Here is a 19,069-nt window from a genome sequence, read left to right as displayed (position 1 = left end):
CCTTGACCGCCTCATTATGAATTCGTAAGATAGGACTACCGCTTTCGGACCCACAGAGCCAAGAATTCCGGTCTAAGCGCGATAAAAAACAAGGCCACTACTAAATGGCGAGGTCATCGGGGTTCTTGCATGACAATGGATGAAGACATCGCGCATGTCGCGCGTGTGATGGTGCCGTCGTTGAGCGCGTTTCGGGGTGAGCCGGTGCTGCAGCCACAGTATTGGCGAATGCGGCTCGAACGGATACTGGATGCCTGCCATTTGACCGAATCGCAGAGGGCTACGATCCAGCAACTGCTTAGAGAGTTGGATAGGTTTGAGGCGAAAAGCTTGGCCAAGAAAGAGAAGGCTGGCCTGAGAATCCCGGCTCCATGAGCGTCACCTCAATGTGGCGAAAGGCCCAATGAGAAAACACAGTACGTCCAACGCTGCCCTTGCACGGAGTGATCTCGAGGTGCGACGTGTAAGACGCCGCACCTCTTGTCCATTTAAGTCTAGTTGGTAGCTTGAGCAATGAGCCACGATGCTATACCTAGCAGCATCGCGACTGTTGCAGAGCAACCCATCCTCCGCAAAGACTTCGCCTTTGCGGTTTCCGTTTTGCCCACTGCACGACCGGGACGAAACTCGAGGAAAATGAGGCCACTACCCCGGCGTCTTGAAACCCAAAAAGCCGTTCGGAAGCTTGTCATCAGGTAGATGAAACTCCACGCGAAGCAGAATTTCCACAAGATAGCGAGTAGGTAGGTCATGGGCGCACGGTGCGTGGTTTGATGAAAACGCCGCTCTCTTGTGGAGCGATCGTTCTGAGATATGTCACGTTGCCGAACCAAAAGCGTGGCGAGAGTGACAGAGCGAAATTCGTGCCACGTCGCAAAGAATGCGAATCTCTTGACGGAAGCGCCGCGCGACCACACTCATACTGCTAGAAGCCGGATCTAAATTCTGTATGTAACGGAGAAACGTTCTATGCGTTACGGGTACGAGTAACGTCGCAGCGTTAAAGTAAACCGTAGCATGCGGACAGTCTGCATGATCGCGCGGCTAACACCTTCCTCGCTCAAGCGTTGCCCGGGCCACCCGCATGTCGTTGTTGACGGAGAACATTGCGGCGACTGGTGACGTGAAAGCACTTAACTCACAATCTGAACCTCTACGCCTGCAGCGTCCATTCCCTTGCTAAGATAGGGCGCGCCTTTTGTATTAATCCAATGAGGACGTCGACTAACGATCTTTCCTTCAACTGCGTGCCCGTTGCTTTTCAGTGCCGACACGATATAGGCGTTGTCGCTGCCATCGTCTCGATGTCCATCAATTTCAATGTCGATCTTCTTCTCGATCGCACCCGGGATGTTGGCAAGCCACATCTCGATTCCGGCACGGCAGTTTCGTGTGACCGGGTTTGAGATTACGATTTTTTCGAGTACATCATGATTGCTATTAGGCTCAATGTCCAAACCCGCGGATGGCAACGTGCCTCGAATGTTCTCCCACACCGGATTGGCAATGCGAACATTCCGACCGCTGATCAGTGATATCCCTTGCCGTCGGCAACCGTTTGCATGGTGTGATTGAATGACCAGGTCAGAACAAACAAGATCTTTGGTCTTGTAGCTGTTAGCGATGTAGATTCCATCTCCCCAGCAATTGTTCGTAACTGGATTAGTCAAAACTAGGTTCGACGCCCCAGTAATGGATATTCCCATCCCGTATCCATTTTTCTGAGGATCGCTCTTTGCAGCGTTAAGCTCTTTACTTCCGTCGAGCGCCAGACCTACAATTTCCACATCGCTGACGTCCCAGATGCGGAACATTTGATACTCGTAGGTATTGTGGGGCAGTAACTTGATGGACGCTCCCTCATCAAACCGGATCCTGGTGCCTGACCTCAGCGTCAAACCCTGCACGTCGATTCTAGGCGCCCCTGAGATCACAAGGGTCTTGCCCACACTTCCGTCGATGGCACGTTGCAAAGCCGCCGTGTCGTTTGAGTGCCCATCCCCCTTCACACCGAAAATATTCGCTGTTACCTCCGTGGCCGTTGTGCTTGCAACGGCCGTCCTCGCGCACGTGACAGAGAGAAATCCGTAGGCCGCGAATTTCAGCGCATTACGTCGACCAAGAGATGCTGGAAAGCGACTATTCATTCTCGTACCTTCGAAGTTGAACACGATTTGTTGCCGTTTGCGTTCCAGATGATTAGATAGGGATTACCGCACATTCAATCGACCGTACAATCGCAGATAGCTCTGACACGCTGTACGAAGCTGAAAGTTCCGAAGAATACGGTTCCGGGCACGCTGGCCGAGATCATGCCGCTCCGTAGTCGACAAGTTGGCGACGGCCAATATGCCGTCGGCGAGTCTCTTGCTGTCCTCTGGTGGGACCACAACGCCCGTGTCTCCGATTAACGCTGCGGTATCTCCAACATTCGTTGCGACACATGGGACTCCGCATGACATGGCCTCGCCAATCACCGTGGGTAACCCCTCACTTCGGGATGAGAGGCAAAAAATATCCAGACCTGCCAAACTATTCTGGATTTCTTTAGTCGGGCCGATCAAGTGAACTCTGGATTCCAGCCCCTTAACGGCAATTCGATTCTTCAGATGGTCATTATCCTGGCTCAGACCGTGGCCCATCATCACAAACTGGATGTCAGGTTCTTGTGCTCCGACAATCGCGACGGCGTCTATAAAGTTTCCGATATCCTTGATCGCGTGGTAGCGTCCAGCAATACCAACTAGCCGACAGTCAACGGGCAATCCCAGCTTGTTTCGCAACTCGTGCCTCGCGCGTGCCAACGGCTTAAAAAGTGCAGTATCGAATCCATTGCGAACCAGATGAATCTTCTTCGAACAGTATCCATGTCTTACGTGCGATACGCGAGCTGCATCGGCGCAGCATATGATCGCGTCCGGCACAACGGAAGAAAGGCACGCGCAGAGACGTGCCACCGCTCCTAGAACGAGACCTTCACGGAACTTGGGAAACGCTGTGTGATGAACCCCCCAAACCAGAGCAGGCCTAATTGGGTGTCGTCCAAAATCGAGCCAATCGAAAATGCGACTAGTGCACATTGCCAGTCCGCCAACGAAGTCCGCATGATACATCCATGTCTGTATCACGTCGGGATCGACATTCCTGATCAGACGTATCAACTCGAACAGTGTGTAGAAGAACCGCCATGACTTACCCATGTTCAAAGCGATCACCTCACAACCGGCGCTCCTTAACCGCGGTGCAAGATTCCCTTCCCCCGAGAGGGATACAACCACATGGCGTATTCCGCTTTTCTGCGACTGTTCGACGAATCGGCACAGACAAATCTCGGCACCGCCGACTCCGAGTCCCGAGATGATATGAAAGACCTTCATCTGCTTATCTCGAACATAGCTCGCAGTCACGCATCACGTCGGCGCAAGCGCGGCCTAGCGAGCTTGGCCCCTCTGAAAAAGAATAGTGCGCGGAATTTGACGAGAGACGAATAGACGTAGACATATAGCAGCAGAAAGAGACCGAGCGATGCGACCAGAGGTAAATCTTGATCCCAGAAAACCGATGCGGGGACCAATGACATCAGGCAGAGCACCCACAGGTACGGCGAGGTCAGCGAATTCCTCGAAAAACCCAATCGTGGCTGGGCGGAGCGGGTAATGCGTCTGTGCACAAGCGTATGTAAATGCAAGCCGTCTGGCTTTCCTACTGGTGTGCCTTGCACAAATTTGCGTCGAAAAATCGTGAACAGGGTTTCGAACACCGGATAGATCAGCACCAACGCTCCGTACCAAGGTGAGACAGTTGGATTCTCCGAAATAAGAACGAGTGTAAGAACGGCAATGGCATATCCGATGAAATAGGCCCCCCCATCGCCCAGAAATATCGCTCCCCGTGGAAAATTCCAGACAAAGAAGCCCATTACCGATCCCGCGACCATTAACGCTGCGACGAAAACAAAATGATCCCCTGCAAGGTACGCAATCAAGGCGAGGGACGACAGCACAAGAAGGGAGACACCCGATGCCAATCCATTGAAACCATCAATGATATTGACGGCGTTAGTCACGCCGGCAATGGCGAATGACGAGAGGATAAACGCGAAGGGTCCGATAGATAGGAGGAAGTCAATGAGTGGTACGTGAACGGAAGGCACGACCGCATGCATCAACCGACTAGCGACCATGCCGCCAATGAGCGCGCAGATCAGGCGCGCCCGAGGCGACACCCGCTTCGTAAGATCCTCTGCAAACCCCGACAACGCCGCAGGCAACGAGCAAAGCAGAAACAGCGCGAGCCTATGCGAGACAGGATCGTCAAGGAGCGTCGTAACGGCTACGCAAGAAATTGCGGCCAAAACAATAGCAACGCCACCAATCCGAGGAACAGCTCGCTCGTGGTACTTCTGCACACCGCCTATATCGTGGTCGTGCGAAAACCTAGAGTGCCATCGGTCGTATCGCAGGATCAATAAGACGAAGATAAAAGACAACCCCATGGGAAGCGTAAGGAAAGTCATCTTGATTTTTCTTTTCAAAGCAACACGTTTTGTAGCCGCTTCAGCTTGATCACCGTAAAACCTGCAGCTGCCCCCCAATTGAGTACCTAAGCGTTACTTGCAACACCTAGGCGGCAGCACGCGGATCATGTGCGTCGCGGGTTATTGTCCAACTTGCTCAAGAGCATCCCAACCGGTCGTCCCGACTAAGGTGACTCCTTTACCTCAGCCTCACGGCCCCCCTCCCTGTCTTCGTCAGTCCACGGACACTGCCACTAACTAGCCGTTCGGCTCGGCTTTCGAGCCACTAGATTCGAAGAGAGATAGCCGCTTGAAATGCCAGTCCTGTATCACCCCGTTCTAGGCGGGACATCTCAAACCGACCCCGCCGGCGAAATTTCCCTCGATTTCTCACCATTCCTTAATTCGATGTACGAGGCGCATCGCCCTTCACCGAGTTGTCCTCGCTGCATCGAATAGACCCACGGGCACTCAAAGCGAGTTATATGCCAGCCGACCATCGGGAACGGCGCCGCCATTACGGGGTGCTGATGCCGCCAAGATCACTCGTCCTGGTTCTTTTGTAACCGTAACGTTCGCCAGACGTTACGGCGCTTGCGGCGTAACGCTGAGCCGCAACAGCGTCAACTTGCAGCTGAATTCGACGCGTCAAGACAGAGCCGTGGGTTGCCGCGCGCCGTAAGCGTCGCTGCACATCGCAGGCATGGTTGTTGCCTTATTCAATTCACGAGATGTTCTTTTTAAACGGACGTTCTTTTCACCTCGACGTCGCAGCGTAGCAACTATCTACAACTCGAATCGCAGAAGTTCTCCGTTTGCTCAACGGACGACTTCAGCAACCGACTCACGGTTATTGGGAGGCTGTTTTGCTTCCCGTACGCCCTAATTTTCGAATGTGATATGGCCAACCACATCTGCCGTTATAAAAATCGCCTGGTTGTCAGCTTGGCGGTCTTGCTCCTTAACGCATGCGCCTTTGCTCCTGGGATGAAGTACGACGCAAAGCTTCCATCCGACAACGGCCAACCCACTATCAACCCGACAGTGGTCGAGATCACACCAAGCCTCGTCAGCCAGATACAGGCCGAATCGGCGGCGTCGACTACGGATACCAGTGAGCAGCTGATCGGCAAGCCGGTGCCATACAGAGTGGGACCAGGAGACGTGCTGTCCGTTATCGTTTGGGATCACCCTGAACTGGTCATTCCAAATCTGACTTACGTTTCAGGCGACATTCAAAGCAGTACCGGTTTGCAGGCACTAACTCCGCGGCCGGGGCTGACCTCTCCGACCGCTCCTGGCTTTACGGTGAGCGACGATGGATATATTCAGTTTCCCTATGTGGGTCACTTCAAGGTGGCCGGTGATTCGCTCATTGAAATTCAGTCGCGGCTAACGGGCGCCCTCAACGGGTTCATACACCGCCCTCAAGTCACTGTCGGTATGGTTGCGTATCGCAGCAAACGAGTGTTCGTCGAAGGTCAAGTGGCGCTGCCTGGTGTTCAACCGATCACTAACGTTCCGATGTCCATCCTTGAAGCCATCGCTGGCGCAAATGGAATAACCCCCGGAGTTGGCGACGAAAGCAAAGTGCAGTTGGTCAGGGCGGGACACGTCTATAACCTCAACCTTCCAGCACTGATTTCTCAGGGTGTCGATCTGTCTCATCTGTATCTTGCGGACCATGACATCGTGAGGGTTCAGCCGCAGGTCTACAACCAGGTGTTTGTGGCTGGCGAAGTCATGAAACAAACTGCGGTCACCTTACACGACGGGCGTTTGAGCCTGAATGAAGCACTTTCCGCCGCAAACGGAATTAACCAGAACCTGGCGAACGCTGCCGCCATATATGTCGTCCGGGCGACAAGCGACCCTGCAAAACCTGAAGTGTTTCACCTCGACAGTTCATCGCCTGTCAGCCTGAGCCTAGCCGAGCATTTCAACCTTAGACCGAAAGACTTGGTGTACGTCGACTCACCCGGACTTGTTCGTTGGAGTCGCGTAATAAATCTCCTTATACCCAGCGCACAAGGTCTCTACTTCGGGCGGGAAGCAGGAGCCGGACTTTGATCAGAAAAATCTCTGTCCTGTGCATAGGCAACATCTGCCGAAGCCCAATGGCCGAAGCGATGTTGAGAATGGGTGTTCCCCATGCGACGGTGCGCTCAGCGGGCCTGCAGGCCGTCGTCGGCGCGAAAGCCGACGCAACGGCGTGCACGCTGATGCTTGAGCGCGGCTTTGACCTGACAGGTCACCGAGGTCAGCAGTTCTTATATGACGCTCACCGCGACTCAGATCTGATTCTTGTCATGGATGAAACCCAGAAGGCTCTTCTTGAAAAAAATCATGCACAGCTTCGTGGCCGGGTCTTCAGACTTGGACATTTCGGCAACACAGATATATTCGATCCGTACAAGATGAGCTATTCAAGTTTCGTTGAGTGTCTGGCGTTGATTGAGGCTGGCGTGAACGAATGGAAAAATAAACTTCAGCAGCTAACCTAAGCTGCAATCGATTTATGACGGGGCCCTATATGACCTATAAAGCGAGAGACAAAGCCACCCTGAAAGAGGACGACGACGAAGTCGACTTCGCGGTGCTACTCGACACGATCATTTCCCACAAAGGGCTGATTGCTGCCATTACCTCCTTCGTTGTCCTGCTAGGTGCGTTGTACGCATTCATGGGCACACCGGTCTATGAGGCGAACATTCTTGTCCAAATCGAAGACAATGCTGATCCTGCAGGCGCTGCAAAAAACATTCTCGGCGACATATCTTCAATGTTCGACGTCAAATCGTCCGCCGATGCGGAGATCCAGTTGCTTGGGTCACGACTTGTCATTTCTCGGACCGTCGACGAGCAGAAGCTTTATATCACCACGCAGCCCGCGCGCTTCGCATTTATAGGCGGTTGGATTGCCCGCCACGTTCCCTTCGACGGATCGTCGATACCCTTGCTGCGCTATTTCGCATGGGGACGGGAGAAGATCAATGTGGTCGCACTGGAGGTACCAGACAAGTTGATCGAGTCGACTTTGACTCTCACCGTTATCAACAACAAGACGTATCGTTTAGCCGAGAACGGCTGGTCAACTGGCTGGGTGGGTCAAGTTGGCAAGACGGAGACTTTCTCTTCCGACAATGGTCCAATCACTATCAACGTAGCCAGCATCTTCTCTGAAAACGGCGTGCGATTTCACGTGGTCCGGCATTCTCGCCAGGATACGATCGAAGAGTTGCAGAAGCAGCTCAAGATCGTTGAGCAGGGAAAGGATTCTGGCGTGCTGAGCGCGACCCTGCAAGATGAAGATTCCTCGCGTTTGCAAGCCATTCTCAACGAGATCGGCTACCAATACGTACATCAGAATGTCGAGCGCAAATCGGCGCAGGCCGCGACGTCACTTGCGTTCCTGAACTCTCAGCTTCCGGACATGAAGAAGCGGCTGGATGACGCGGAGCAGCGCCAGACGACCTACCGCAACGCGCACGGAATCATCAGTCTTAGCGAAGAAGCCAAAGTTGTGTTGGGACAATCTGCAGATGCAGAAGGAAGACTCGCGACGCTGGAGGCACAGCAAAAGGAATTGTTGATGCGCTTCGGTCCCTCGCATCCCACGGTCGAGACCTTGACGGAGCAGATCGCACTGGCCCGTCAAAAACTTGGCGAGTTGGGGGCACGGGAGAAAGCCATGCCTAATCATGAACAGGAGCTAATCCGGCTGACTCGTGACGTTACGGTTGCAAATGACCTATATGTAGCTACGCTGAGTAACATCCAGCAGTTGGAGCTCCTCAAATCGGGGAAGATTGGTAACGTTCGCGTGGTCGACACAGCGTTTAACCAGGAAACCCCCGTTAAACCGAACAAACCTCTCGTTCTTCTTCTTTCCGCAGCTCTTGGTCTTGCCGCCGCCATTTTCACTGCCGTGGCAATAGAGCTGTTGTACGGAGGCGTAACTGACGTCGACGCATTGGAGAAAAACACCGGGTTGAGCGTTTATTCGATCGTCCCCTTTAGCGATGTGCAGGAAGTCTTATTCAAGAAGATCAAGCTCAAAGTGCGCGAAATTCTTCTGCTAACCAAGACTGCTCCCGAGGATCCCGCTATTGAGAGCCTCCGTAGTTTCAGAACCTCACTTGAGTTCGCGATGCTCGAGGCGTCAAACAGGATCGTTCAAATCACGGCGCCAGCGCCGGGTATGGGGAAGTCCTTCCTGAGCGCAAACCTGGCTTCGGTGCTTGCAGCTGCCGGCAAACGCGTCCTGCTCGTTGACTGCGATTTGCGCAGAGGTCATCTAAACCAATACTTCGGACTCGGACGAGACACGGGGCTGGCAGAGCTGATAGCAGGCCGCGCTAACATGGAACTTGCCAACAAAAAACAGGTCGAGCCGGGACTCGATTTCGTCTCGACTGGTACACGACCTATCAACCCGTCAGAGCTCCTTGCTAGCAGCAACTTTAAGCGTCTGTTGACTGACTGGTCACAGCAATACGACGTCGTGTTACTCGATTCACCGCCGGTACTACCGGTTGCAGATTCCGAAGTGATCGCTTCGTCCGCAGCTACGGTGTTCCTGGTAGCCCGCTTCGGAAAAACCAAGATTGGCGAACTTATCGAATCTGAAAAACGGCTCCAACAGGTCGGAGCGCGAGTACGTGGTCTGATATTCAACGGGGTGGTTCAACGTTCCGGCGTCTACGCCTATGGCTCGAAGTACGGCGCGTACCGGTATACGTCGTACAGATATGAAGTCGAAGCTGATCACTAACGATCAGCGAGATTCGAATATAAACGGGGGATAAAATGATTCGATTAGAAGAAGCCAAACTTGCTGTGATCGGCCTGGGATACGTCGGCTTGCCACTCGCAGTCGAATTCGGGAAAAAGCGCGCCGTTGTCGGTTTCGACATCAATAAGGCTCGACTCGCCGATCTTTACGACGGTGTCGACAAGACACTCGAAGTCGAGCATGACGATCTTGCCCAGGCAACAGGTCTGTCCTTCACGGCCAATGTCGATGATCTGCGCAAATGCAACGTCTACATTGCCACTGTTCCAACGCCCATTGACGCACACAACCAACCGGATCTATCCGCGATCCTCGGTGCCACGCGGACGATTGCCTCTGTGTTGAAGCGCGGTGACATCGTTATCTACGAATCAACCGTGTATCCGGGGGCGACCGAAGAGCAATGCGTGCCATTACTCGAAGAGATCTCCGGTCTGGTATTCAATGTCGATTTTTTTGCCGGCTATAGTCCTGAGAGAATCAACCCGGGCGACAAGGTTCATCGATTGACAACCGTAGTGAAGGTGACTTCAGGCTCGACTCCCGAGGCCGCAACATTAATCGACAGTCTGTACTCCGAGATCGTTACCGTGGGAACTCATCGTGCAGCAAGTATCCGAGTAGCTGAAGCAGCGAAGGTTATCGAGAATACCCAGCGTGATCTGAACATTGCTCTGATGAACGAGCTGGCTATCATCTTCAATCGACTCGACATTGACACAGAGGCGGTTCTCAACGCCGCCGGTACGAAGTGGAACTTCCTCCCCTTTAAGCCCGGTCTCGTCGGTGGCCACTGCATTAGCGTTGACCCTTACTATCTGACCCATAAGGCACAAGCAGTTGGCTACCATCCGGAGATCATTCTGGCGGGGCGTCGGCTGAACGACAACATGGGTGCTTACGTGACGTCCCAACTGGTCAAGGCACTTACCCGTAAGCGAATCCATGTCCGCGGAGCGCGAGTTCTGATCCTGGGCCTCACCTTCAAGGAGAACTGCCCGGACCTGCGTAACACACGCGTTGTTGATATCGTGTCAGAACTCAAAGAATACGGTGCGCTAGTAGATATCCACGATCCATGGGCCTCGGCTCATGAGGCGATGGACGAGTATGGATTGTCGCTGACTCGCGAACCTCCGCGGGGAGCCTATGACGCGGTGATTGTCGCGGTAGCTCATGCAGCCTTCTCAGACCTCGGACCCAAGGGTGTACGGCGGTATGGAAAAGACGACCACGTCGTCTTCGATCTCAAATCGATTTTCCCAAGGGATGAGTCCGATCTCCGCCTTTGAAAGCAAATTGATGAAAGTCTGATCGGATCTCATATGACCATGAAAAGTAAATACGAAGAAGCTTGCGACGAACTCAAGGCTAATCCAAAGCATTGGCTCGTTACAGGCGTAGCGGGGTTTATTGGATCAAATCTGGCTGAGCAGCTTCTGCGCCTCGGTCAGCGTGTGACCGGCCTCGATAATTTTCTGACAGGATCAAGGAGCAACATCCATTATCTTCTCCAGGAGGCAGGTCCAGATGCTAGGGAGAGGTTCACCTTTGAGGAGGGCGACATCCGTAACATCGAATGTTGTCGCGACGTTGTAGAAGGCGTCGATCATATCCTGCATCAGGCGGCGTTAGGATCTGTTCCTCGCTCGATGAAAGATCCGTTGACTACCAACGACATCAATATCACGGGCTTTCTGAACGTGCTAATCGCCGCTCGCGAGAAAGGCAGCTGTTCCTTTACTTACGCAGCGTCGAGCTCAACGTATGGAGATCATCCTGCACTACCGAAACGCGAAGCATCCATTGGGATGCCGCTATCGCCTTACGCGGTCACCAAATACGTGGACGAACTCTACGCCCATGTTTTTGCTCAACAACTGGGATTCCGCAGCCGCGGCCTGCGCTATTTCAATGTTTTCGGCAAACGGCAGGATCCTGACGGAGCCTATGCTGCCGTGATCCCGAGGTGGATTATGAAAGCACTGCGTGGCGAGACAATAGAGATCAACGGAGATGGATCAACGAGCCGCGACTTCTGCTTTGTCGAGAACGTGATACAGGCAAATATCCTGTCCGCAATGACACCGCCTGCCGAAGGACATGAAGTTTGCAATATTGCGCTAGGAGACCGCACGACGCTACTTGAGCTTTATGAGTTGATCGTACAGGCTGTGCGCAGCAAGGGATTTACTCCGCGATCTGCGCCAGTGTTCCGAGACTTTCGGGCTGGAGACGTCAGACATTCACAGGCCGACATCTCGAGAGCGATCGAAGTGTTGGGATACTCTCCATCGATTCGCGTAGGTGACGGGTTACAATCAACAGTTGATTGGTATGCGTCCCATTGGTTGGAGCGTTGATATGCAATATCCACTATCCCACAGCGCCCGGCCGAATCCAACCAGACCTTCGGTACTCGTCACCTCTTGAGTCCAGTGAAGCAGCGCATCAACAGTACTCCGTGAACACCGGCGTAGTGGTTGCCGTCTGGATTTTCCATTAGAGCGGCACTCGCCACGGACATGGATATCGTGGCAATACGGCGCCTGCGCACCCCTTGGCGCTTTGGACCGCATGGCAGACAATCGCAAAAGACACAGAAAGCTATGCCCTGGAAACTACATAGAGCATCATGTCCCGGATACGAACTGATTCGATCTTCCCGCGTTGTTGGTCTTGAATCCTTTGTCGGCCACCGTGCCAGATCATAATACCTTCCGGCTGATGATAGCCCGTGCCTGGGTCGCGATAAATCTTGCTAACGCCGATGTCCGCTAAAGACAACTCCGCTGTCGCCGCGTGACTCCCATTGAACAGATACACTCTACCGGATTCCAGTACAGACTTGGGTGCACCAAGCCCCAGATTAACCGATGTACCTTCTCGGGTTGCGCGAAACCAGATCGACTTCCCTTCTCGATCGCGCAGGCGCGTTGCCCGCGCCAGAAACTCCTCTGCATAAATAGTCGACTCGAATTCGAAGTTGAAGTCCGGTTGCATCGCAAGATTCGCCTTAACCGGTCCGATGAAACCAATCGCTTTCGCTAGCTGATCGGAGTCGACAACACGGAGCTCCCCGTGATAAGGAGGACGCTTCGCTGCCTCCTGGCCCATGGACGAAAGAATTAACAGCGAACCACCATCCCTGTCGGCAAGCGCGCATAACATCCCAATTTGCCTGTCAGCAATATCCATGGCTTTAAGAATGGTGCCTCGCTTGAAGTCGTCACTAGACGAAACATTTGTTTCCGCAAAGTCGTCAGGAAATGCGTAACGCCAGTAGCGATGCATGGCTCCTGCGACGTGATTTGTAAAGAACGTAGTGAATTCTGGCCGTGTTCTGTTGTACGCGTTCACAAAAACATCGAAAGCCAGCGGCGCCTGCATGAGCGAGCGCCGAGTCCGGTATTCGTTGTTCGTGCGCTCATTTTTTAGCTGAGACGCCAGCGCAAGGAAGGTGCCGGGTCGCACACCGATGAACGGCAGCCTGATCGCGTCGGATATCACCGATCCGTCAACCTTTACACGACTTACAGTTGCGCCGTCGGAAGCGGTCTGCCGAAGATTGATCCTTTGAAAGGCGCTATATCTTTTGGGAAAAGTCTCCGGCGACCGAGCAAATGTGTCGGGGATATAGAAGCTGTATTTTCCGCTCGATGGAACCGGATATGATTGCAAGCTCCCAAAGACCCCAACCTTGAACCCGCTGTTCGCCAGAGTCTCCCAGATTGGCGGGAAACACCTTGCGCTCGACAGGTCCTGATTGATAAACCGAATGTTGTGCTCGCTATTGTAGACCCCTCGGTGCACGGTAGGCCAGGTTGTCCACGGATGCAGTTCGCCATTGTCATGCGTCACTGTCGTAAAAGAAGCTGATCGCTGTAGCACCCCAGCCAGATTCGATTCAGGCTTCAGTTTGATATACCAGTCAACGACGCGCCATGGAACCTCGTTGAGTTCGTAGACGATTAGAGGAAGACGTCCGCGGAGATTCTCCATCGCCTTCACGACGTTATCACTGTTCATTTTCGCCCTTCCAAACGACAAGCCTTTCCTTGAGTGCCGACTAATTCGGCAACCGTAGCAATTCGGCATTCACCGTCGCACCCACTCTGATCAAATTGATATGTCTGATATGAAATAGTCATAGACGTTCTTGTAGTAGTTGTTGACCACATCGGCCCCAACCATCGCGAAGAGAATAACGGTCATGCCCAAGACAAGCCATCGCTTGATGACAATCTCAGGGATCAGATATGGCAGCAGCATCGGTACGTAATACCAAACACGCCCCTTACCGAAAGGGAAAATGAAGAACGCCACCAGAAGATAGACAATGAGTGCGATATGCACGATGGAAAATTGCGAAACTACCCGCTTCATCGACCAATTTTTATCTTTGCGTCGGGTATAGAGTACCAATGCCGAAGCTATTCCATAGGCTGCCAGCAGGAATAACAATTTGATCGTAAAGTCATCAGTGTCTGCCGAGTAGGTCCCGAGTCGGCGCCCGCCAAATCTTTCGAAGAGAAAATGACCGGCACTGGCAAGCGCAATGCCAGTAGCGCTGCAAGCTGCGATCGCAACCATCGTCCGTTTCCGGATAATATGCGCGACAATCAGGAAGATTGCTGGAATGGCGAACGTAGTGTGGATTGTGCTCGCAATCAATGCTCCTAAAATTGGCCGTCTGTAGACGATTGCAGAATACATTGCTATCGCGAAAGCGAACCCCTGTCGAATCTGAAACAACCCTGCCGTGGATAGTGCGGTCGGAATTGCTATATAGAGAAGCAAAGCCAGGAGCGGTCGCCTCGTTTTACTGAATGTGTAGATAGTAATTGCGTTCAGCACGACCACCGTAAGCCGGACACCATCCTCGGGAAGGGCTCCGAGCCAGTTTACTAGCAGGATCCACAGTCGCCAGCCCAACTCATCGGTAACGATACCGACGAGAAACATGAACTCGGTATGTTTTTCCCGGTAGATGCGCAACCACTGCCAGCTGGTTTCAGCGAAGTACCGCAAGTAGTTATCCTGATCGAGCAGTGCATACGTCCGAGGGGCCGTGGCCAGATAAATCAAAACGATAGCCGCGATCCAGATAAACACCCAGCCGGCTGGGCGAAACCAGAATTCGTTTACTCTCGCCCGCCGCTTGACGATACGAAGTCGAGGAAGCGCCAACGCCTTCATACCGTATCGCCTCGACGGCGGGTTGCCGTTCGCACGTTCCTAGACGCTCCGGGAAGCAACCTCACCACAATAGGCTCAGCACGACCATAAGACTCGACGCGAGTCGGACACCGTTCGACCGCTGTCATTTTTAAAGGAGTGACCAAACCGCGTGGCAACTCGTCATCGATATCAACATTTAGAAGTTCAACGGTTCTTGCCATGATTCTCAGCACTCCACAAGCCAGGAAATTGAAATGTTCGAACAGCAGACTAGACAGAACGCAGGCGTTAGTCGAGCACGTGTGCTGATCGATTCAGGCAACACCTCTAGCTATCAATCGCAGTCCATAGCCTTCCTTAGACCAGCGACATAGATATCACGACGGAATACCGGCTTGCTGCACTTCAGGAGCAACACGCTGAAACGTCACATTTGTCAGTTGTTCATAGACAGCAATGGTTTTGTCTATCACGATACGTTCGTCGAACTCGAGAAGCACTCGTTCGCGTGCAGCTTCGCCGAGACTCATGCAAAGCGTGCGGTCTTCTTCGAGCCGTTGGATTGCGCGAGCAAGCGCCAAAGCATCTCTGACTGGCACCAAGAGTCCGTTCTTTCCGTCGTCGTTAACGACTTCCTTACAGCCCGGGGCGTCGGTTGTGACTATCGCCAAACCGCAGGCCGCCGCCTCAATTAGTGACTTGGGCAAGCCTTCGCGATAGCTGGGTAGCACGATGACGTCGACCTCGTCGAATAGCTTTGGCATGTCGGAAACGTGGCCTAGCCATTCAACGATTCCCTCCGATTGCCATTTTTGGATCTGTTCATCTGATACGGAATTGGGATTCCCGCCGTCCGGCGTACCAGCGAGGATAAAACGGCAGTTCGGTGATTCCGCCTTTAGATATTTCGCGGCATCGATGAACTCTCGGACACCCTTATCCCACAGAAGCCTCGCGGCAAGGACCAGTCGCAGAGGCTTCGATCGGTCCAGAACGCTTTGTCGATCTCGGTCGCGAAAACGGGTCAAACTCACCCCAGAGCCTTTTATTAGGCACACTTCACGTGCTTTTAGCCAATCTGCTGAGTTGAAGAATGCGAGATCATCGGGATTCTGTACGATGACTGTGGACCGCACGCCGCCGAGTGATACTCGAAACAAGCCCTTGACAACGGGCTGCAGCAATCGTGCGAGAAGTTTGCGGCTGGTGAATACAAATCCTAGTCCTGCGATAGAGTTCACAATCCCACGAGTTCCCACCAGTTTTGAAGCGATCGACCCATAAACTGCACACTTTATTGTGAAGTTGTGCACGACGTCTGGCTTCTCGGCGGCGAGTAATTTCGATAGTTGCATGATCACTCGGAGCTCTCTAAAGGGATTGATACTCCGTCGGTGCATTGGAACTTCTCGCCAAACGAATCCTGCCTGTTCCAATCGAGCGGCGTATTCTCCAGGCGGTGACAGCAGTACGACATCGCAACCTCGATCACGCAATTCATGGGCTAGGGAGAGTTTAAAGTTGTACAGGTACCACTCGGTATTGGCGAAGAGGACGACTTTCATGTCTTTCTCACGTTCGTGTTGATCTCTGATTTTCTGAGCATTCGCGCTGTTTCATGAGTCGATAAGCACAACAGGAAAGCTGAATCCAGGATGCCTCGATGTACGATGGCGCTAAGTCTATGAGTCAGTCTGCAATCGCGCGGATCTCACGGTCAGGCCTGATCGCCGACGCCAATATTTCGAAATTGCTGGTCCCATAAGTCGACAACCCGAGGTAACGAAAATCGACTTCGAACCGAGTCGGCACCGATACGTCCAACGGAGCACCTTTCGGCCGGGGATTTCGACATCATCGACCGCAGAGCGACCACGAATCCTTCGGCATCTCCGTTATCGATCAATACTCCGGATTTGCCCCCTTCAGTCAGGTCTCGCGGCCCACTCGGACAATCAAAGGCAACTGTTGGAAGTCCAAGTGCCATTGCTTCCATAAGCGCCATGGACCACCCCTCATATCGAGAGGGAAGAGCAAAGAGGTCGCAACGCCCCAGTTCCTTCCAGAGTTCGGTGGTTCGTCCTGGCAAGAAGACTCTTTGCTGTAGACCCAATTGATCGATCAAACTTTCAAGAACGCTACGCTCAGGTCCTTCTCCCCAAATGTATAGATCCCAATTGGCGAACTCGCCGGAGAGGCTAGAGAACATCCGGATCAAGAGATCGAATTGCTTCTGATACTGCAGGCGGCCCACTCCCACAAGTCGAAAACGATTCGATGTTTCAATCGACGACACTGAAGTAGCTGGCAATTCATCCGAAATCGGATTCGGGAGAACCGCCATGTTTGTAACGCCGGGCACGAGTTCCTTGTAAGGTTCCACGACATCATGGGTAAGAACTGACACACAATTGGCGAAACGATAGGTCAGCCTTGATGCGAGTCGCCAAAACCTGGACCGACCATCCACGAGAGGATTGTTATGCTCGCAAATGATGAGTGGAACTCTCAGCAGAAATCTTGCAAGGATGGTCATGACATTAACGTTCGTCAAATGCGAGACGACCACGGCGGGACGTTCGTTCTTGAATATTTCCCTAAGCTTGCCTAGTCGTTGAAAGAATGACAGTAGCCTTATTGAACGCTGTTTCACCATGTCGGCTAAAAACACTACTTCAACCCGTGAGTCTATCGGATAGAAGACGGTCCCACGGCCGGAATAGGTAGCGACAAGCCGTACGTCCATTCCCTTATTAGCCCATGCGTTTGCCAATGTAGTTGCGACACGTTCAGCGCCACCGCTACCAAGAGAGTTGACGACCACGACAATCTTCATTTCACTTGCTCCCTGATCAAACGGCGTGCAGCAACCAGATAGGCACCAAAGATTGAGAGATACATGATCGATGTCGCGAGCAAAATTCCCTCTACTCCAAGCATCTTGACAAGGAGAAAGTTGGCAATAATTTTTGTGACGAACCCAAACACCGCGATGACCGACATGATTCGATACTTTCCCAGACTCGAGAACATCTGCATAAGAACGATCATTCCAAGGTTGAACGGAATCTGAAGAAGTCCTGGACGGAGAGCAGTCGCAACAGTCTGAGTGTTGTAGATGGTGAAAGCGCCTCGCTGAAACAGTAGTTTCACGAGAATGGGTGCTCCCACCCATCCAAGTACGACAATGATCGAGCCGGAAATGAACATGACGAAACACCATCTCACAGCGATCCCTATTGCCCGCTCTTTTGATCGTGTTTGCAACACATCCGTCAGGACCGGCAAAATCGCTCGACCTATAGCTAGCGCTCCGACGGCCAGTATCAGCGCCAGCAGACGATTGGTGTAGCCGAGCGTTGCCACCGCCCCCGGACCGAGATCTACCGCGAAAAATTGGTCAACTGGCACGGCCAGACATAGGACTATCTGGCCTATGGAGAAGAGACCAATGGCGTGGAGGAGACCGGGCCAATGACGCGACGAAAAACCTAACTTGAAGGGTGCGCCTATGTCGTCGTTCATCTTGACGGCGATATATAGACAAAGGGCCTGCAAGCCGAAACCAACCAGAGTTCCAAGCATTAGCGAATTAACGGCGCTAATTCTGTGAAACATGACGACTGCACAAAGGAGGGTTGCGGCGGGCACGCACTCCAACATTGAATTGACATGTTTTTCTTGCGCCTGAAGTCTTGCAGAGAATTGAGCTATCAGCAGGATCTCAATGGTCAGCGGCGCGAGCCCTTTCGCAAACTGCAGCGAAAACCCAGCGCTCTCGGCGGACAGACTCTTGGCGAAGACGTGCAAGGCGTATGGCCATGCCAGGTAAAGGAGGGTACTTGTCGCGCATCCTGTTGCGACCACCGCGGTGTTCAATTCAGCCAGGAACAGCGCTCGCTCTTCGCTGCCTAATAAGCGGACCTGGACCAAAAGGGGAACCAAGATGATTCCAAGTACCGAAACCAAGGTGCTTGGCACCCATGTCATAAGATTGAAAGTCAGCTGGAACGCGTCAACGATCGGGCTAACGCCATAGAAATACGCAATGGCGATCTCTTTGAGCGCGCCTGCGCATCGACCAATGAGGACGAAGACGAGAACGTAAAGCGCGTTGCGGCCGATGCGCTTGTGATCGTCGTGAAGATTCCAGGCCTGCCGTCTACCGGCAGATAGTTGTATTGGTCTCATCTGGCGCAACACGGAAAGGACGTGGCGTGGAACATCAAGTGGGAGCGATCACTTTCGGTGCTGATTGGTCAAGAGGCATGCCACCGCCCAATCGATCCGGAACACACTCCTGTTTCGAGACAATATCCAATCAATTCGATTGGCATGCCCATCAGGCCAGTCGTTTTAAACGTTCTTTACCAACACCCGCAGGTTCCCCGTAGCTCTTAAAGCACCAAGCGTGCCAAACATTTCTTGCTTGTTCGATTGTTGGCTTCAATTCGGCGAGAAGGCGTGCGGCACCTCGATCTACGGAGATTGCGCGGGGACATCGCCCATGTTTGAGCGTCAAACCAACCACCACACACAACGGGGTGTTACGTAACTTTCCGCACCGCCGTCACCCC

14 protein-coding genes are annotated in these 19,069 nt (G+C 52.9%); 6 read left to right on the top strand and 8 right to left on the bottom strand.

Going from position 1 to position 19,069, the window contains the following annotated elements; all coding sequences use genetic code 11:
* Positions 1-129: 129 nt before the first annotated feature.
* The gene (locus A6V37_RS32280; protein ID WP_064270703.1) at positions 130-375 is read left to right on the top strand and encodes a hypothetical protein; all 246 of its coding nucleotides are present in this window, start codon (positions 130-132) and stop codon (positions 373-375) included.
* A gap of 758 nt (positions 376-1,133) precedes the next feature.
* Here A6V37_RS32280 and A6V37_RS32275 read toward each other — a convergent pair.
* From A6V37_RS32275 to A6V37_RS32265, 3 genes are read right to left on the bottom strand one after another with little or no spacing between them, the layout of a single operon-like run.
* The gene (locus A6V37_RS32275) at positions 1,134-2,171 is read right to left on the bottom strand and encodes a glycoside hydrolase family protein (RefSeq protein WP_082902857.1); all 1,038 of its coding nucleotides are present in this window, start codon (positions 2,169-2,171) and stop codon (positions 1,134-1,136) included.
* 39 nt (positions 2,172-2,210) lie between these two features.
* Positions 2,211-3,377: a glycosyltransferase gene (locus A6V37_RS32270; RefSeq protein ID WP_064270705.1), complete on the bottom strand. Its 1,167-nt coding sequence runs from the start codon at positions 3,375-3,377 to the stop codon at positions 2,211-2,213.
* Positions 3,378-3,403: 26 nt separating this feature from the next.
* Positions 3,404-4,408: an MraY family glycosyltransferase gene (locus A6V37_RS32265; RefSeq protein ID WP_167361453.1), complete on the bottom strand. Its 1,005-nt coding sequence runs from the start codon at positions 4,406-4,408 to the stop codon at positions 3,404-3,406.
* Between the two features lie 1,008 nt (positions 4,409-5,416).
* On the opposite strand from A6V37_RS32265, the gene A6V37_RS32260 reads away from it, so the two are divergent.
* The 5 genes from A6V37_RS32260 to A6V37_RS32240 are packed head-to-tail and all read left to right on the top strand — an operon-like array spanning position 5,417 to position 11,674.
* Positions 5,417-6,586, top strand: a complete 1,170-nt coding sequence (locus A6V37_RS32260; protein ID WP_064270707.1) for a polysaccharide biosynthesis/export family protein — start codon at positions 5,417-5,419, stop codon at positions 6,584-6,586.
* A complete protein-coding gene (locus A6V37_RS32255; RefSeq protein WP_082902858.1) occupies positions 6,583-7,020 on the top strand; it encodes a low molecular weight protein-tyrosine-phosphatase in 438 nt (145 codons plus the stop codon). Before A6V37_RS32260 ends, A6V37_RS32255 begins: the two co-directional genes overlap by 4 nt.
* Before the next feature lie 29 nt (positions 7,021-7,049).
* Positions 7,050-9,290, top strand: a complete 2,241-nt coding sequence (locus A6V37_RS32250; RefSeq protein WP_064270714.1) for a polysaccharide biosynthesis tyrosine autokinase — start codon at positions 7,050-7,052, stop codon at positions 9,288-9,290.
* A gap of 38 nt (positions 9,291-9,328) precedes the next feature.
* The gene (tviB, locus tag A6V37_RS32245) at positions 9,329-10,603 is read left to right on the top strand and encodes a Vi polysaccharide biosynthesis UDP-N-acetylglucosamine C-6 dehydrogenase TviB (RefSeq protein ID WP_064270715.1); all 1,275 of its coding nucleotides are present in this window, start codon (positions 9,329-9,331) and stop codon (positions 10,601-10,603) included.
* A gap of 39 nt (positions 10,604-10,642) precedes the next feature.
* Positions 10,643-11,674, top strand: coding sequence for an SDR family oxidoreductase (locus A6V37_RS32240; RefSeq protein ID WP_064270716.1), 1,032 nt, complete (start codon positions 10,643-10,645; stop codon positions 11,672-11,674).
* 244 nt (positions 11,675-11,918) lie between these two features.
* Here the strand turns inward: A6V37_RS32240 and A6V37_RS32235 are convergent, their stop codons facing one another.
* The 5 genes from A6V37_RS32235 to murJ form a co-directional block, all read right to left on the bottom strand.
* Positions 11,919-13,340, bottom strand: a complete 1,422-nt coding sequence (locus A6V37_RS32235; RefSeq protein ID WP_064270708.1) for a hypothetical protein — start codon at positions 13,338-13,340, stop codon at positions 11,919-11,921.
* A 90-nt stretch (positions 13,341-13,430) separates the two neighbouring features.
* Positions 13,431-14,510 (bottom strand): EpsG family protein, encoded by a 1,080-nt coding sequence (locus A6V37_RS32230; RefSeq protein ID WP_064270709.1) that lies wholly within the window; start codon positions 14,508-14,510, stop codon positions 13,431-13,433.
* A 359-nt stretch (positions 14,511-14,869) separates the two neighbouring features.
* Positions 14,870-16,057: a glycosyltransferase family 4 protein gene (locus tag A6V37_RS32225; protein ID WP_064270710.1), complete on the bottom strand. Its 1,188-nt coding sequence runs from the start codon at positions 16,055-16,057 to the stop codon at positions 14,870-14,872.
* A 152-nt stretch (positions 16,058-16,209) separates the two neighbouring features.
* Positions 16,210-17,328 carry a glycosyltransferase family 4 protein gene (locus A6V37_RS32220; RefSeq protein WP_064270711.1) on the bottom strand — a complete coding sequence of 373 codons (1,119 nt, stop codon included), beginning with the start codon at positions 17,326-17,328 and terminating at the stop codon, positions 16,210-16,212.
* Complete coding sequence (gene murJ, locus A6V37_RS32215; protein ID WP_131799926.1) at positions 17,325-18,695, bottom strand: murein biosynthesis integral membrane protein MurJ; 1,371 nt, start codon at positions 18,693-18,695, stop codon at positions 17,325-17,327. The genes A6V37_RS32220 and murJ overlap by 4 nt, the downstream gene beginning before the upstream one ends.
* Between the last annotated feature and the right edge of the window lie 374 nt (positions 18,696-19,069).

Source organism: Paraburkholderia ginsengiterrae (assembly GCF_001645125.1).
In the GTDB taxonomy this organism is placed as follows: Bacteria; Pseudomonadota; Gammaproteobacteria; order Burkholderiales; family Burkholderiaceae; genus Paraburkholderia; species Paraburkholderia ginsengiterrae.
Note: the sequence above shows the minus strand (reverse complement) of the source record. Positions and strands in the feature narration are given on the sequence as shown.

Excerpts from the sequence above, each read along its gene's own strand:
- A6V37_RS32280 (WP_064270703.1), top strand. The coding sequence starts at position 130 with ATGACAATGGATGAAGACATCGCGCATGTCGCGCGTGTGATGGTGCCG.
- A6V37_RS32270 (WP_064270705.1), bottom strand. The coding sequence starts at position 3,377 with ATGAAGGTCTTTCATATCATCTCGGGACTCGGAGTCGGCGGTGCCGAG.
- A6V37_RS32260 (WP_064270707.1), top strand. The coding sequence starts at position 5,417 with ATGGCCAACCACATCTGCCGTTATAAAAATCGCCTGGTTGTCAGCTTG.
- A6V37_RS32250 (WP_064270714.1), top strand. The coding sequence starts at position 7,050 with ATGACCTATAAAGCGAGAGACAAAGCCACCCTGAAAGAGGACGACGAC.
- A6V37_RS32240 (WP_064270716.1), top strand. The coding sequence starts at position 10,643 with ATGAAAAGTAAATACGAAGAAGCTTGCGACGAACTCAAGGCTAATCCA.
- A6V37_RS32235 (WP_064270708.1), bottom strand. The coding sequence starts at position 13,340 with ATGAACAGTGATAACGTCGTGAAGGCGATGGAGAATCTCCGCGGACGT.
- A6V37_RS32230 (WP_064270709.1), bottom strand. The coding sequence starts at position 14,510 with ATGAAGGCGTTGGCGCTTCCTCGACTTCGTATCGTCAAGCGGCGGGCG.
- A6V37_RS32225 (WP_064270710.1), bottom strand. The coding sequence starts at position 16,057 with ATGAAAGTCGTCCTCTTCGCCAATACCGAGTGGTACCTGTACAACTTT.
- A6V37_RS32220 (WP_064270711.1), bottom strand. The coding sequence starts at position 17,328 with ATGAAGATTGTCGTGGTCGTCAACTCTCTTGGTAGCGGTGGCGCTGAA.